This window comes from Kitasatospora sp. NPDC057512 (assembly GCF_042802135.1).
Lineage (GTDB): Bacteria > Actinomycetota > Actinomycetes > Streptomycetales > Streptomycetaceae > Kitasatospora.
Map to the genome: position 1 here is coordinate 1 of NZ_JBHVET010000197.1, position 11,998 is coordinate 11,998.

The 11,998-nt window shown below is 72.9% G+C and carries 10 protein-coding genes and 2 pseudogenes; 5 read left to right on the forward strand and 7 right to left on the reverse strand.

The features are described 5' to 3' along the window. Positions 1–252 (reverse strand): annotated as a pseudogene (locus tag ACFU6K_RS15585) (aspartate aminotransferase family protein); the annotation flags it as partial. A 498-nt stretch (positions 253–750) separates the two neighbouring features. On the opposite strand from ACFU6K_RS15585, the gene ACFU6K_RS15590 reads away from it, so the two are divergent. From ACFU6K_RS15590 to ACFU6K_RS15600, 3 genes are all read left to right on the forward strand, one after another. Next, positions 751–2,109, forward strand: a complete 1,359-nt coding sequence (locus ACFU6K_RS15590; RefSeq protein WP_380663388.1) for a cytochrome P450 — start codon at positions 751–753, stop codon at positions 2,107–2,109. A 120-nt stretch (positions 2,110–2,229) separates the two neighbouring features. Further along, positions 2,230–3,207 (forward strand): pentalenene synthase, encoded by a 978-nt coding sequence (locus tag ACFU6K_RS15595; RefSeq protein WP_380663389.1) that lies wholly within the window; start codon positions 2,230–2,232, stop codon positions 3,205–3,207. 78 nt (positions 3,208–3,285) lie between these two features. Further along, positions 3,286–4,485: a cytochrome P450 gene (locus ACFU6K_RS15600; protein ID WP_380663391.1), complete on the forward strand. Its 1,200-nt coding sequence runs from the start codon at positions 3,286–3,288 to the stop codon at positions 4,483–4,485. Between the two features lie 49 nt (positions 4,486–4,534). On the opposite strand, the gene ACFU6K_RS15605 is transcribed toward ACFU6K_RS15600, so the two are convergent. Continuing rightward, positions 4,535–5,821 (reverse strand): MFS transporter, encoded by a 1,287-nt coding sequence (locus ACFU6K_RS15605; RefSeq protein WP_380663392.1) that lies wholly within the window; start codon positions 5,819–5,821, stop codon positions 4,535–4,537. Positions 5,822–5,888: 67 nt separating this feature from the next. Then, entirely contained in the window at positions 5,889–6,482 is a 594-nt protein-coding gene (locus ACFU6K_RS15610; protein WP_380663394.1) for an ArsR/SmtB family transcription factor, read from the reverse strand. 319 nt (positions 6,483–6,801) lie between these two features. Here ACFU6K_RS15610 and ACFU6K_RS15615 point away from each other — a divergent pair, with 319 nt between their 5' ends. Continuing rightward, the gene (locus ACFU6K_RS15615) at positions 6,802–7,383 is read left to right on the forward strand and encodes a DUF6368 family protein (RefSeq protein WP_380663395.1); all 582 of its coding nucleotides are present in this window, start codon (positions 6,802–6,804) and stop codon (positions 7,381–7,383) included. A gap of 209 nt (positions 7,384–7,592) precedes the next feature. On the opposite strand, the gene ACFU6K_RS15620 is transcribed toward ACFU6K_RS15615, so the two are convergent. Further along, positions 7,593–8,066 (reverse strand): roadblock/LC7 domain-containing protein, encoded by a 474-nt coding sequence (locus tag ACFU6K_RS15620; protein WP_380663397.1) that lies wholly within the window; start codon positions 8,064–8,066, stop codon positions 7,593–7,595. Positions 8,067–8,233: 167 nt separating this feature from the next. Next, entirely contained in the window at positions 8,234–9,145 is a 912-nt protein-coding gene (locus ACFU6K_RS15625) for a S41 family peptidase (protein WP_380663398.1), read from the reverse strand. A 58-nt stretch (positions 9,146–9,203) separates the two neighbouring features. Between ACFU6K_RS15625 and ACFU6K_RS15630 the strand changes: the two genes are divergently transcribed. Continuing rightward, positions 9,204–9,710: an ArsR/SmtB family transcription factor gene (locus ACFU6K_RS15630; RefSeq protein WP_380663400.1), complete on the forward strand. Its 507-nt coding sequence runs from the start codon at positions 9,204–9,206 to the stop codon at positions 9,708–9,710. Between the two features lie 44 nt (positions 9,711–9,754). On the opposite strand, the gene ACFU6K_RS15635 is transcribed toward ACFU6K_RS15630, so the two are convergent. Both ACFU6K_RS15635 and ACFU6K_RS15640 read right to left on the reverse strand, forming a co-directional pair. Beyond that, positions 9,755–10,645, reverse strand: a complete 891-nt coding sequence (locus ACFU6K_RS15635; RefSeq protein ID WP_380663401.1) for a transglutaminase family protein — start codon at positions 10,643–10,645, stop codon at positions 9,755–9,757. Between the two features lie 218 nt (positions 10,646–10,863). Then, a pseudogene (locus ACFU6K_RS15640) lies at positions 10,864–11,998 on the reverse strand (hypothetical protein); the annotation flags it as partial.

Sequence of the window (11,998 nt, forward strand, 5' to 3'; positions counted from 1 at the left end):
CCCGCCGGTCACGAACCCGAAGTAGCGCGGCCCGGGGCTCGCCGACAGCCGGGGCTCCCAGCGCTCGGTGAACTCCGCCAGCGCGGCGCGCGTCCCGCCGCCCTCCTCGGTGAGCGGCGCGGCGGCGGGCGGCTCGGCCCGCTCGACCACGGGCCGCTCGTCGAGGCCTTCCAGGAAGGCGAGCGCGTGCTGCCGGGTCTCCTCCAGGAGTTCGGGCAACCGGCCCAGGTCGGCCGCGAGTTGGGGGTGCATGGGATTCTCCGTTGATCGACTGTGCGGTGCGCCCGAGGCTATCCGCCGGGGAGGGCGGCGTCCCGGTCCAATCCGGTCCGGGTGGCCTGGAACACGGCCTCGGGGAACACCGGGTACAGGGTTGTCGGTGAGAACGATCCCGGTCAGGGCGTGAGTGTGATGATGCGGTTCTCGTACTCGCGGCGGGCCTTGCGCCGGAGATCGGCGACGCCATCGCCACGCCGGCGTCGGAGGGCCTGCACTGGATGACGGCCCAGCGCATCGAGGTCTCCGGCGGCGTCCTGCTCCGAGCGACCGGGCGGAGTTCCCCGAGGCCGGAATGCGCGGGCGGTGGGGGAATTCACGCCGTTCGGCTCAAAGCCGCTCCGGTGGGGCAATTTCAGCCGGTCCCTTGACCTCTCCCGATCCGTCGGACGATGATCACCGTGCACCGCGAGCGAATGGACGTTCCAATACCGGGCTGATTTCCGGTCCGAGACTTCAGGGAGGTGCAGGGCCGTGCGTTCCATCAGCGCCTACGCGGCGGCACCCGTGGCACGGGGGCGTTTCCCACTACTCGGCCACCTGCCGCAACTCGCCGTAAAACGCGTGGAGTTCCTGCAGTCGATCCGGGCGCAGGGCGCCATCGTCAGGATATTCCTGGGCAATCGGCCGGTGTTCGTCCTGAACTCGCCCGAGGCCGTCCACGAGGTTCTCCTGACGCAGAGCCGGAAGTTCGGCAAAGGCCTGCTGTTCGACGTCGCACGGCCTTTCATCGGCAACGGCATCATCACCTCCGAGCACGACGTCCACCTCCGTCAACGGCGCGCGCTCCAGCCCGCGTTCCGCCGGGACGTCATCGCCGGCGGCGTCGCCACGATGGCCGGCATCGCCGAGGAACAGGTGTCCTCCTGGTGCCCCGGCGAGGTGATCGCCATGGACGTGGTGCTGCGGCGGACGGTGACGGCCATGCTCGTGGCCACCCTGTTCAGCACCGAACGCCCCGACGGCGCCGGGGCCGTCGCCGAACTGGGGGAGCGCGTCGCCGAGCACCTGAACACGGTGATGCGCGGGGTCCTCGTCGGCACCCTGCTGCCCGCTCCCCTCGCGTCCTCACCCGCGCTGGGGCACCGCAGGTACCTGGCCGCGGCCGCGGCGCTGCGCGAACTCGCGGACGCCGCCGTCCGGCAGGCCCGCCAGGACCCGGCCGACCGCGGCGACCTGCTGTCGATCATGTTCACCGCCACCCCGGGCAACCCGCGGGGGATGACCGACGTGGAGGCCCGCGACGAGCTGCTGTCCCTGCTCATGGCCGGTGCCGAGACCACGGCCACCACCCTGGCCTGGGCGCTCCACGAGATCGGACGGCGCCCCGAACTCACCGAGCGGATCAAGGCCGAGTGCGACGCCCTGCCCGCCGGCGCCCCGCCCGGTGCGGCGACGCTCCCGTTCACCGAGCGGTTCCTCCGCGAGGTGCTCCGGCTGCACCAGCCCAGCTGGCTGCTGATGCGGCGCGCCCTGGAACCCGTGCGGGTCCGCGGGGTCGACCTCCCGCAGGGGGCCGAGCTGATCTACAGCGCGTTGACGATGCACCGGGACCCGGCCCACTACCCGGACCCGCTGCGGTTCCACCCGGACCGGTGGCTCGACCGCCCCGAGAAGGACCTGCCGCCGGGTGCCTACGTCCCGTTCGCCCTGGGCAACCGGAGGTGCATCGGGGACCACTTCGCGATGACCGAGATGCTGGTCGTCCTGCGCGCGATCGTCTCCCGGTGGCGGCCGCGACCGGTGGCGGGCCGCCCGGTCCGGCCGGTCGCCCACGCGCTGATCCGGCCCAACGCGCTGCCCATGCGCGTCTCACCCTGGCCGGCCGACTGAGCCGGCCCCGTTCCGCGCGGCTCCGCTCCGTACGGCTCCACCCCGTACGGCCTCGTTCCGCGCTGCCCTGACCCGGCCCCGTTCCCGGCCCCGCTCCCGTTCCCGGAGGTGCACCTCACCATGACAGCCACGGCGGAGACCCTCTCCCCGGGCCCGCAGGCCCCGGCCCCCGGCCCGCTCCCCTTCCCGAGCCGGACCAGCCCGGACTTCCGGGCCGCCCACGACCGCCACCTCGCCTGGCCGCGGTCCTTCGGCTTCCTGTCCACGGACGCGGAGCGGGACCACCACCTCAAGGGCCAGTTCCCGCTGATCGCGGCCATGTTCTACCCGAACGCGACCGGGGCCGAACTGGACCTCGGCGTCGACCAGCAGAGCTGGTACTTCCTGTTCGACGACGCGCTCGACGAAGAGTGGGGCGGCTCGCCCGAGCGGGTCCGCCACCTCGTCGGACTCGTCCGGGAGGGCGTCACCGGGCAGGCGTCCCCGCTGCCGCTGGCCGCCGCCTTCGCCGACATGCGGCGGCGCAGCTGCCATGGCATGCCGGAGGACTGGATCCGGCGCTCGGCGGCCCACTGGTCCTCGTACCTCGACCACCACGTCCACGAGGCGCGCAGCCGGCAGGCCGGTGCGCCCATGCCGCTGAGCACCTACCTGCGGGTCCGGCGTCACACCATCGGGGTGGCGCCGGTCGTCGACCTCGCCGAGCGGCTGTCCTCCTGCGTCCTGCCCGACCACCTGTACGCGCTGCCGCACCTGTCCGTCATGCGCGAGATGACGAAGACCTTCATCATCTGCGACAACGACATCGTCTCCCTGGAGAAGGACGCGGCCCAGGGGGAGCAGAACAACCTGGTGCTCTGCCTGGAACGGGAGCACGGGCTCTCCCGGCCGGAGGCGCTCGACCGGGCCCTGCGCCGCCGCGGCGAAGCCCTGGACCTGTTCACCGGCGCCCAGCGGGCCCTGCTCGCCGGCACGGCGACGGACCACCTCTCCCCGGCCGAACGCGACCTGCTGCGGCGCTACTGCACCGAGGCGCTGCAGACCACCATCCGCGGCGCCCACGACTGGCACCACGCCTCCACCCGGTACCACGGATAGGCCGACGCCTTCCGTCTCCCGCCCCGCCTTCTGTCGCATGACCGCGCCCCGGACCGATCCAGCTGAGGAGCCCGCACCATGCCCGACCACCGCTCGACGTCCTTCGTCGCCTCCGAACGGGACCGGACCTGCCCGTTCGACCCGTCTCCGGACCTCCGCCGGATGCGCGAGGAGGACGGCCTGCCGCGGCTGCGCGTCACCCATCCCGTGCGCGGCGAGATCGACGCCGTCGTCATCACCGGGTACGGCGACGTCCGGGCCGCCTTCGCGGAGGAGCGACTGGTGACGGGCAACGGCATCGACCCGTCACTGCCGCGCACCCTGTTCAACCACCCGGGCTTCCTGCCCGCGTACAGCGGCCCGGAGCACACCCGGCTGCGCCGGATGCTCACCGGCAGCTTCACCGTCCGTCAGGTCGAGCGGCTGCGGCCCGCGATCGAGGCGATCGTCACCGAGCACCTCGACGCCATGGCCGAGCAGGGCCCGGTCGTCGACCTGGTCGAGGCCTTCGCCCTGCCGATCCCCTCGTCAGCGATCTGCGAACTGCTCGACGTCCCGTACGGGACCAGGGCGATGTTCCAGCGCTGCTCCCAGGTGATCATGGACGGGACCGCCGACGCCGGGCAACTGGTCGCCGCCTCGGACGAGTTGAACGCCGCCATGGCGGACATCGTCGCCCGCGAACGGGCCGCCCCCGGAGACGGCGTGCTGGGTGCGGTGGTGCGCCGGCACGGCGCGGAGCTCACCGACGAGGAGCTCGTCGGCTTCGGCACCACCCTCCTGGTCGGAGGGCACGAGACCACCGCGACCCAGCTCGCCCTAAGCGTGCTGGCGCTGCTCCGCCACCCCGACCAGCTCGCCGCCCTGCGCGACGACCCCGCGGTCACCGGCACGGCGGTGGAGGAACTGCTGCGCCACCTCGCCATCCCCGCGCCGCTCCTGCGCACCGCCGTGGCCGACGTCGAGGTCAACGGCCACCGGATCGCCGAGGGCGAGCACGTCCTGCTCTCCCCGCTGACCGCGAACCGCGACCCCGAACTCGTCCCCGAACGACCGGACGACCTCGACCTGCGCCGCCGCCCGGTCGCCCAGCTGTCCTTCGGCTTCGGCGTCCACCAGTGCCTCGGCCAGCAACTGGCCCGGCTGGAACTGAAGGTGGCCCTGCCGGCCCTGCTGCGCCGCTTCCCGACCCTGCGCCTCGCCGTCCCCGAGGCCGGGCTCCGTTTCCGCGAGGGGTCGACGGTCTACGGCGTCGAGGCACTCCCGGTCACCTGGTGACGGGCCCGCGGGGTCTGCCGGGCCGGCGTTCGCACCCGGTGCTGGGGGCTCAGCGGGAGGTCGCGCGGGGGAGTTCCGCGCGGCGGACAGCGGGGGAGGCGAGGGCGAGGGTGGCGCCGAGGCAGGAGAGGGCGCCGCAGCCGACGAAGACCGGGGCGGTGCCCCAGACGCCGATGGCGGCGCCGACCACCGGGTAGCTGAGCGGGGCGAGGCCGACCATGGTGAGCATCACGACGGAGGTGACCCGGCCCAGGTAGGCGGGGTCGGCGGTGGTCTGGATCAGAGTGCCGTCCAGGCTGCCGAAGACGCCCGCGCCCAGGCCGGTCAGGGCGGCCAGGACGGCGGCGGTCCACAGCTGCGGCACCAGCGCCATGGCTGCCGCGCCGGTGCTGCCCGCCAGCAGGGTGACGGCCATGGTCAGACCGGCCCGGGGAATCCGCCCGACGACGGCGAGCAGCGCGGCACTCGCGGCGGCCCCGGCACCGAAGCAGCCGACGATCCAGCCGTAGCCGGACGGACCCCAACCGCGTTCGGCGTTGAGGAGGACCAGGCCGACGTTGAGGGTGCCGGTGAGGCCGAGTTCGCAGACGGCCCCGACGCCGACCAGTGGTCCGATCAGCGGGTGGCGGCGGATGTAGCGCAGCCCGTCGAGGAGTTCGGCGCGCGCGGTGCCGGACCGGGGCGGTGCGCCGGCCGCGGACGAGGCGTCACCCGGAGGGGCTTCGAGCGGGCTGATCCGGACCGAGAGCAGGAGCGGCAGGGAGAGCGCGAAGAGCAGCCCGGCGACGGCGAAGGCGGCGGCCGGGCCGCCCAGGCCCATGGCCAGGCCACCGAGCGGCGGTCCGGCGATCTGGCCGAGGCGCATCGACAGCGAGCGCAGGCCGGTGACCCGCGCCAGCTGGTCGGGGCTGGTGATCCGCGGCGGGAGGGCGCCGACGGCGGGGACGAACAGGGCGTCCACGGCGCCGAAGACGAGCGCCACCGCGACCAGCAGCCAGAGCGCGGGCGTGGTCAGCGCGATGGCGGCGGCCACCGAGAGGATGAGCAGACAGCGCGCTGCGTCGCTGCCCAGCACCACCCGGCGCGGGTCGAGCCGGTCGGCCAGGACGCCGCCGCCGAGCATGAGCAGGGCGCGCGGGGCGGCGCCGGCGGCCATGACCAGGCCGACCTCGGCGGGGCCGGCGGACCGTTGGGCGGACCAGCCGAGGGCGGCGAAGTACACGCTGTCGCCGATCAGCGAGGCGGTGTAGGCGGTGAGCCAGCGCAGCACGTTGCCGTCGCGGTGGGCGGGCGGCGCGGCGCCCCGGTGGGAGAGGGGCGGTTCCGCGAGGACCATGGGGGCTCCGGAGGTCGGGGACACGGCGGCGCCGGTGCTCGGAGGCCGGGCCGGGCCGTGTTCGGTGTCAGGGGCGGAAGGGGAACCCGTACAGGTGGACGGACACGTGCTCGCGGCCCGCGGTGTCCCCGGCGGCCTTGGCGGCGTTGCCGCGCTCCCGCCAGCGTCGGGCGAGGGTCTGCAACTCCTCGCCCAGCTCGGCGAGTTCGGCGGGCCTGAGGTCGAGCAGCCACTCGGAGCTGAAGGCCGCGTCGGTCCACTCCCCGCCCCAGGCGGCGGTCTGGTCGAGGTAGGCGCGGTACTGGGCGACCCGGGAGTCGACCAGGCCCCTGGTCACGGTGCTGACGGCGGCCGCCCCCTCGGGCGTGCCGGCGAGGTCGGACTCGCGGAAGCCCCAGCCCTCCTCGGAGGCGACCTGCCACCACCGCTCGCGCCCATCGGTGCTCCGGCCGCTCGCCGCGGTGACGAAGCCCTGCTCGGCGAGCTTGCGCAGGTGGTAGCTGACCAGCGACGGAGCCTGGTCGACCTGCTCGGCGAGCTGCGAGGCGGTCGCGCTCCCGGCCGCGAAGAGCAGGCGGTAGAGCTGCATCCGCAGCGGGTTGGTGAACGCCTTCAGGCGGGACAGGTCGGTGATCCGGTCGGGCCGGGGCTTCTCGGGCATGCGTCGACGATAGATCTGAAGGAAAAATTGCGCAATAAAAATTTCAGATCTTCATGTCGGATCGTCAGGAAGCCTGCGATCCGAGGCCGCAGTTGGCAGTGCGGGGGGCTGGATGCGCGCGGGTGGGATGTCGCGGTGCACCGACTCCGTGAGCCGTGACACGGCAGTTGGAACTTGGTCACGGTTGTTGGAACCGGAGCGGGCCAGCACTGGAATCGATCTTGAGCTTTGACTGTGCCCCGAATGATCAGACGCCCGCCGCCGGGACCTGATAGAACCGGGCCCAGTGGCACCTGGGTCACGAAGCTCTGGGGGTGACATGTCGGGACCGGCGGTTGGACTGTGGCTCTTCGAACCACGCGGGTTCGCGGACATCTTGGCCGAGGTGGTCCCGTGGTTGGAGACCTTCTGCGAGCCGGTGGAGACCAAGGCCGACGGCGACGTGGACTTCTGGGTGCGAGACGGTTCCGCCCTGGGCCTGCCGGCCTTCGACCCGGCCGGCGTCGGTGTGTTCTTCCTGTCGGAGGACGAGGAGATACCTGCCGAGGACGAGGACTACTCGGCGTTCTCACGTCCACCGGTACAGGGGCTGATAGTCGGTGCCGGATGCTCGGGCCCGGTGAACCACATGCTGCTCGGCCACCTGGCGCTCGCTCTCGCCCGCCGTCTCGATGCACCGGTCGACTTCGACGGCCTCTTGAGTAGCCGCCCCGCCGAAGGAGACGACACGAGGAACGAGGCAGTCCTGACCCGGGCGAGAGCACTGACGTCAGCTCTCCCGGGAAGGCTCTCGGAGGTGTCCTATGACACCTGGGGCGGGGGCCGGTGGCTTCGACACGTCGGAGATGCGGCGTTTCTGGAAGCCTGGCTGCAACATCCAGACTTCCATCTGGTCAAGTAGCGCCTCGGTGTCGGACTGCTTTTCGGACCTGGTTCCAACATGAATGGCAATCCGCCGCCGGTTGCAAGAGGTGTGACCAGGTGGTTCCAACAAGCGTGTCCCGCAAGGTCGGAACCGCCAGGTCGGCACACCACCCTGGTTCCAACTATCGTGTCCCGGCTCACTCCGGCGCTGTATTCGGTTTCCCGAGCTCCGCCGGAGCCCCGCCGTCATTCGCCGAAGAGCGCCTCGATGTCGTCGTCCGTGATCTCGGCGAGAAAGGGCTTCCCCTCGGGGGTGGATGCCGGCGCCTCTTCGATGATCCTCTCCAGCTCGCTGTTGGCTCGCTTGATCCGGAGTCGGACCAGGCCGAGGGAGGAGCGGTCGTCGAAGGCGACGACCAGGATGGCGCGCTTCGTCCCGATCGAGATGTGGACGTGGTCCTGCTGTCCCTCGTGGAAGAGCACCGAGAGCTCGTGCTCGCCGATCAGCCTGGCCGACCCGTCGGTCGCCGCGACGTTGCCCGCGGTGAGGGAGGCGAGCGAGGTCGTGCCGAACTGCTCGACCTCGCCGGCCGCCGCCACCTGCCGGCCCTTCCTGTCGATCAGGAAGGCCGCCTTGGCGCCGGCCTCCTGGTGAAGGCGGCGCAGGGCGTCCTCCACCTGCTTGATCGCATCGGTGTAGGTGAGGTCCGGGGTGGTCACGGCGCATCCTCCGGTGGAGTGGCTGGGTCTGAACGGCACTGCCGCGACCCACCCTACAGACGTCACAACTCTGCGTGTTCGACCTGCTACCCGATGTCGGGTCGCTGTGACCTCCAGGCCGACCATCCCTGCCTTTCGGGCTCGGCAGGCCTGTGGAGGGGGTGCGGCTATGCCAGGCGCGCGGCAGCCAGGGCCAGGGCGCGGTCGAGTGCCGTGTCGGCGTCGCAGGGGACGTCGGGCTGGACGCCGACGCCCTCCCAGTTGGTGCCCGAGATCGGGTTGACCGCGCGGGCGAAGGGCACGCTGAGCTCCAGGTGCGGGTGCACCGTAAAGCCCTCACGTGGGTGGGCGCCACCGCGGGTGACCTCGCCGACGACCTCGGCGCGCCCGAGCTGCTGCAGGTCGTAGGCGAGTTCCTCGCCCCCGGAGAAGGTGTCCGCGCTGGTCAGCACGTAGATCGGCTTGCTGCCGCCGAAGCGGACACCGGGGACGAACGGGGGCGTCCAGGACTGCGCGCCCACCTCGTCCTTCCGCGAGAACATGGTGTTCAGGTGGGTGCGGCCGTCGAGCAGGTAGGCGCAGACGAAGGCGACCGTGTTCGGGTCGCCGCCGGTGTTGCGGCGCAGGTCCAGGATGAGGCCGCGGGCGGGGGCCACCAGCGAGAGCGCCGCGGTCAGCGGCGGTGCCGCCCAGTCCAGCGGGAACAGCTTGGGGCCGATCTCCAGGACCGCGACGCCGTGGTCGAGGAGTTCCACGCGGGGAACGCCGTTCAGAAAGGTGTCGAACTCCCTGCGCACCATGGCGAGTACCGCCGCACCCGGTTCCGGCGGCACCGGCAGGGCGTGGTACTTGAGGCCCAGGTGCAGGTCGCCGTTGACGGACCGCAGGTCCGCGGTGACCGCTTCGGACAACTCCTGGGCGGATTCGGTCCGGTAGGAGCCCTCGGCGCTCCGGCGCCTCAGCAGGTCCGCCAGCTGCCCGGCGACATCGGGGAAGACGTAGTTCTCGCGGACCAGGTCGGCTATCGACTCGACGACGGCGACGGTGTCCAGCGCGGACGGCGATGTGGTGGAGGTCATGGAGAGGCAGTAGACCAGCGACTTGCCAAAGCGTCAACCGTACTTAACGCTTGATCAGGTGAGCCACCGACCGGACGAGACCGTCCAGCAGATCAGCGCGCCGCTGGAACACGCCGCGCTCGCCCACCCCCTGCGCCAGCGCCTGCTCTTCGCCCTGAGCAGCCGTCCGTCGACGATCAGCCGGCTCGCCGCGCAGCTCGGGGTGAACAAGGGCAGCGTCTCGCACCACCTCAGGGTGCTGGGCGAGGCGGGGCTGGTCCAGGACGCGGGAACGCGACGGGTGCGCGGCGGCACCGAGAAGTACTACCGGCGGACCGCCGATCGCTTCTTCATCGCCGAACCGCAGGTCGAGGGTACGGCCGCGCTGTTCGGCGCCGTCGCCCAGGAGTTGGACCGCTCACCCGTCGACCACCTCCTGGCCCTGCGCCACCTCCGACTCAGCCCGGCCAAGGCGGCGCGGCTCGTCGAGGCGCTGGCCGGACTGGTCGACGAGACGGAGGAGGACGCGGAGGGCGAGCCGGTGTACGGCCTCCTGGTGACGCTCTACCAGCAGGCCGGGGCGTAGCGGCGGCCTGCCCCGCCAGGAGCGGGCGAGGGGGCCGGGGGCCGTCAGCGCAGGGTGACCTCGCGGGGGCCGTTGAAGGGGGCCAGGGACAGGACGGTCTTCGGGGTGCGCAGCGCGTCGTGCTCGGAGAACAGCCGGCGGACGGCGGGGAGGTCGACCGGGCCGACGGTCAGGTGGGCGACCTCGTCGTACGGGGCGTGGGGGGTGTTGGTGGATCCGGTGCCCCAGGTGTCCCAGAGGAGGGTCTCGACCTTGTTCAGGGCCGCGAGGTCGAGCCGGGTGGAGTGGGCGACGAACCACTCGCCGTTGAGCGGGCCCTCCTCGGGCGGGTGGACGCCGAAGGAGCCGGCGGTGGACCGGTCGGCGCGGATCGTGCGCCAGGCCCGGCCGGCGACCAGGAAGCGGTCGCGCGGGACGTCCATCGGGTCGAAGTCCACCCGCCAGGCGGCGGCGACCCTCGGGTCGGCCAGCTGTGGGTCGGCGAGCAGCCAGCCGCGCCGGTCGTCCCAGTACTCGGTGGCCACGTGGTCGCAGTGGAAGCCGTCCGGGCCGAGGTAGCCGGCGAAGCCGCAGCGCAACCGGGCCGGCACGCCGACGTGGCGGAGGAAGGAGCAGAGCAGCAGCGCCAGGTCCCGGCAGACGCCGACGAAGCGGTCGGCGGGCGCGCGCGGGTGGTTGAGCGGGGCCGGGTCGCGGTCGGTGATCAGGTGCAGGATGTCGTCGAGGTAGCGGGTCTCGGCGTCGTGGTGGAGCCGGTTCGCCGGGATGGGGTGGTGGAACAGCCGGCCTTCGAGGCGGTGGATGATCAGGTCGCGGGCGATCCGGGCGAGTCGGCGCGGATCCTTGGGGAGGTCGGCGTAGCGGGGGAGGTGGGCGCCGGGGTCGGAGAAGGTGCTCTGCCCGAGGTAGAAGGCGGGGAAGTCGGCGGAGGGCACGGGGAACTCCCATGGGGCTTCGGCCGCATGATCGATGACTGGGCCGCTGGTCCTCACCGTGGCAAATTTCGGGGGCGATTGTCCAGAAGAGCCCGATGGGCAGGGGTGGTTCGGCCCATCGGGGTCGTTCGGTGGGGTGGGGCCGTCCAGTCGGGAGGGATGGTCTATGCGGGAGGGATGGTCCAGCCGGGCGGGATGGTTCAGCGGGTCGGGGTGGTTCAGCGGGTCGGGGTGGGGGCGCCGCCGCCGTCGACGTGCTCGACCCGGACGCCGGGCAGGGTCCGAGACCAGGCCTTGGCGAGCGGGGCGAGCCGGGCGGCGGAGAGCGGGGCGGGGCCGAGGCCGATCGGGAGGTGGAAGCGGCCGTCGGCGGTCCGGTACGGGTGGGGCCAGGCGTGCAGCCGGGTGGCCCCGGCGTCCTCCAGGGCGGCCAGCAGGGCGCGGACGCGGCCCCGGGCGAGGCCGAGTGACTCCTCGTCGGCGCTGACCACGGCCCAGGCGGCGTGCCGGCGGTGCAGCGGGGGAGCGGCGAGCAGGGCGGGCCACGGGGGTTCGGCGGCACCGGGCGCGTCGGGCGCCTCGGGAGCCTGGGAGGAGTCGGTGGCCTCGGTGGTGAGTTCCCAGGCGCGGTAGAGCTCCTCGGTGAGCAGGTCGCGGGTGTCGGCGCTGACCTGGGTGGTGCAGCTGCGGACCGGGGCGGACGGGGTGAGGACGGTGAGCGGGCCCGAGGAGGGTGGCGTCGGACCACCCGTGAGGGCGACGGGCCGGCGCCAGTCCCAGCCCGCCCACGTCTCGGTGAAGCGCTGGAAGAGGTCGTCCTCGGGAGCGTCGGGAGCGTCGGGATCGTCGGGCGCCTCCAGGACCGTCCGCGCGGCCAGCACCGACCAGGCGAGCGAGGGCAGTTGGCCGAAGGGTGCGGAGTCCAGGCCGCGCGCCCGCGCCCAGGCCTTCACCTGGCGGGCCAGCCGGACGAAGCGGGCATGGCGGTCGCCGAGTGCCGCCAGGACCGCCTCGGCATCCGTGACCGCGCTCAGCGCGACGGCCTCCGCCTCGCCCAACTCCGCACGGCGGTCGACGGCTCGGGCCGGATCGAGGGCGCCGGTGAAGACCACCACGAGGTCGACCGACAGGCCGTCGGCGGCCAGCCGGAGCCCCGGCACCCGGGCGCCGCGCACCTCGCGCAGCCGCCGGGCCTCCGGCAGCGCTGCCGCCACCCGGGCGCGGACGGCGGGCAGATCGGCGGCGCCGGGCAGCGCCGCCACCAGGTCCAGGTCGCCTCCGTCCAACTGGCAGCCGAGCCGCCGGGAGCCGACGGTGTGCACCACGCCCTCGGGCATGGCCGCCGCGATGCGG

Bases quoted from the DNA above. Each gene is read 5' to 3' on its own strand.
- ACFU6K_RS15605 (WP_380663392.1), bottom strand. From the start codon at position 5,821: ATGGTCCTCGCGGAACCGCCCCTCTCCCACCGGGGCGCCGCGCCGCCC.
- ACFU6K_RS15610 (WP_380663394.1), bottom strand. From the start codon at position 6,482: ATGCCCGAGAAGCCCCGGCCCGACCGGATCACCGACCTGTCCCGCCTG.
- ACFU6K_RS15600 (WP_380663391.1), top strand. From the start codon at position 3,286: ATGCCCGACCACCGCTCGACGTCCTTCGTCGCCTCCGAACGGGACCGG.
- ACFU6K_RS15595 (WP_380663389.1), top strand. From the start codon at position 2,230: ATGACAGCCACGGCGGAGACCCTCTCCCCGGGCCCGCAGGCCCCGGCC.
- ACFU6K_RS15615 (WP_380663395.1), top strand. From the start codon at position 6,802: ATGTCGGGACCGGCGGTTGGACTGTGGCTCTTCGAACCACGCGGGTTC.
- ACFU6K_RS15625 (WP_380663398.1), bottom strand. From the start codon at position 9,145: ATGACCTCCACCACATCGCCGTCCGCGCTGGACACCGTCGCCGTCGTC.